The organism is bacterium (genome assembly GCA_035527515.1).
GTDB lineage: Bacteria > B130-G9 > B130-G9 > B130-G9 > B130-G9 > B130-G9.
This window is the reverse complement of record DATLAJ010000152.1, coordinates 1-2,221: the sequence shown is the minus strand read 5'-3', so window position 1 is coordinate 2,221 and position 2,221 is coordinate 1. Positions and strand designations below refer to the sequence as shown.

The following is a 2,221-nucleotide window of genomic DNA, read 5'->3' as shown; positions in this document are numbered from 1 at the left end:
CTGGGCGCAGTCCCGGTGCGGATGCGGGCGGTCGCTTAGCCTGAACCTCCGCTCGCCCTTCGGGCTCGCTACGGTTCAGGCTAAGCGGCGTTGGCATGATCGAGATGAACGATACTTACAGAAAACTTGTTGCACCGCTGTTATCACCCCGTATGACGAGCTCAATCTGACGCCCTTCTCCTATGATCTATCAATCGGAACAGAAGTTGTGTCCGTGCGACCTTCTGAACGCTTGCAGAGCAAGCCCCCGTACGACCTGGACCCGGGCGAGACAGCTATCGTTCTGACTCGCGAGTTCATCGCGCTTCCCCCGTCATACGCAGCGACTGTCTGGCCCCGCTTCAGCCTTGTCCGAGAGGGCCTTTTCCAGAGCATGGTCAAGATCGACCCAACATGGTACGGCAGGCTCGCGGTTGCCATGACCAACCTCTCGCCGCGGACTTTCAAGCTGACTGGAGACATGCCCTTTGGCACGTTGATTCTCTACGGCCTGCGCGAGCCATCCGATATGTACCTCTGGAAGCTGGGGGAGATAGAGCCTGTCTCGGTTGACATATCAAGTGTTGCAGGACGAGAACGCATCTCGGAAGCCCTGAGAGACTTCGAGGGAGTAGCTTGGATAGAAGGGACTGATCTCAAGGTCCGAGCTTTGAAGCAATCTGACTACCGCGAGCTATTGGGGCTGGACTCCAGCCGGCTCTGGAAACGAGCAGTCACGGACGCCAGAGGCAAATGGCTGACGGCCACAAAGGGGGATGCCCGGATCGTCGGGATGTATGGCCTTGGCATGGATGACCTTGGCGATATCACCAAGGGAAAGCCCAAGGGGACGCCGGTCGATCTGTCTTCCCTTGACAGTGAAACTGTTACCGCTGATCGCCTGCGACGTGCGGCCGAGGAGCATGGTAAGCCGTTCGACCTCATTTCAGGCATCCCCGCCATGGTGAAGGCGTCCGTTAGCGATACGATACGAAGCGAGATCGAAGGGGTAGTAGGGCGTTCCGTCTACCCGAGCGTGGTTACTCTCGTCTTGCGAATGGTTGGATCACTGTCCCTCGTTGTCGGTCTCATTGCACTGATTATCAAGCTGCAGACTACAAGTGATGCAGGTGTCGAGAAGCTGATTGTGTGGAGCATCGTGATCTTCGGGTTGACCATCCTCGCGATCATGGTTCTTGTACCCCGTCTGCTCCTTCCCTCGAGGGATTCAGGGACTCGTCCGCCCGGGCACATTCTCCACGCTGTCGGCCGCTTCGTTCGGGGAGTCGGTCTCTGCTTAAGTGGTAGAATACGTCACAGAAGATCGCCGAAGAAAGGGCCAGATGATTCCGGGCCCGTGCAATAGCCCAGAGCGCAAGATGTGTCGAGCTACAGCCTAGAACATATCGACATCGAAGTGAACCACAGGTGCAACTTAGCCTGCAGACATTGCTCTGCGCGCGCGGCCAAGGGGCGGCAGACGAACGAATTGAGCGTCGCGGAGATTAGTGCTGTCCTCAGAGATGCCACGGTTCTGGGACTGCGGAAGGTTGGCTTGACTGGCGGCGAGCCGCTTGAGGATGTTCCGAAGCTTGAGGCAATCGCCAGATTCTGTGCCGACGACCTTGGCACGCCGGTCCACATGCACACGAACGGTACTCTCGTGGCCGAGGAGCACTGTAAGCCGGGAGGCGTATTGTCTCTTTTCGAATCCGTGAGCATCACCTTTCTAGGAGGCGATGCGGAGACCCACGATTCGATGACCAAGACGAAAGGCTCCTTTGACAGGTCGCTCAGAGGCGCTGCGATTTGCACCTCGGCGGGCCTTCCCCTGACCTGCTACTTCATCCCGACCTACGGAACGTGCCCGGGCTTCAGAGGCCTAGCTGAGCGGCTACATGGACTGGGCGCGAAGCGGGTCCGTGCGATGGCGCTGGCTCCGTCGGGCAGGGCGAGGCCGATCTACGGAGAGACCACGCCCTTGCCGGAAGAGCTTCGCCAATTCGAACAAGACTTACTTGCGGTTCGGGATCGCCTGGGGATTCGGGTGGAGGCCGGGTACTGCACGAGACTCAGCATGCCAGGACTAGAGGTCTTGTCGGGCCACGATGAATGCATGTCTGGTCTGAACCGGGTTCACATCAACTCCAAGGGTGATGTGTTTCCTTGCACAGCTGCAAGCGGTGTGAAGGAGCTAAAGCTCGGCAACGTTGTCAGGAACGGCAAGAGCATCGAGGACATC

The 2,221-nt window shown here is 58.4% G+C and carries 2 protein-coding genes; both read left to right on the top strand.

Features of this window, described 5'->3' with window-relative positions:
* A partial coding sequence (locus tag VM163_12525; GenBank protein HUT04703.1) for a hypothetical protein occupies window positions 1-1,345 on the top strand: 1,345 nt, incomplete at its 5' end.
* 15 nt (window positions 1,346-1,360) lie between these two features.
* Window positions 1,361-2,221: radical SAM protein (locus VM163_12520; GenBank protein HUT04702.1), on the top strand; the 861-nt coding region annotated here is incomplete at its 3' end.